The following is a 362-nucleotide window of genomic DNA, read 5'->3' on the forward strand; positions in this document are numbered from 1 at the left end:
GGTAATTACTGGAATAATATACCACAACACAAATCTGTTTTGGTTAGCAGGAATGCTGGCAACAATTGCAATTCTGTTTCTCATCTATTCGATGGTGGAAGACAGAATGCCTGAACCAATGAAGAAGAAACCGCATTCATTTACCATCGTGAAAACTAATCCGATGGATATGTCTGGGCTGCGTGAAACCCTCATCAAGAATGGAATTGTAAATGAATAGGTTCATCGTCCCTTCAGTAGTGGGGGTAGCATCCGTAGTTCTCGGATGTTACCTCTATAATAATGAGACTAATATAGACAAGTTCGTGCATGACATATGCTTGTCTGCTGGTGGTATCTACAGCGAAAAGAACAGCACATAC

At 40.9% G+C, this 362-nt stretch carries 1 protein-coding gene; it reads left to right on the plus strand.

Going from position 1 to position 362, the window contains the following annotated elements; genetic code table 11:
- Window positions 1–220 (plus strand): hypothetical protein (locus tag Q5762_RS37455; protein WP_315896777.1); only part of this gene is annotated, 220 nt, incomplete at its 5' end.
- Window positions 221–362: the final 142 nt, after the last annotated feature.

The sequence above is a fragment of the Streptomyces sp. P9(2023) genome (genome assembly GCF_032436795.1).
In the GTDB taxonomy this organism is placed as follows: domain Bacteria; phylum Actinomycetota; class Actinomycetes; order Streptomycetales; family Streptomycetaceae; genus Streptomyces.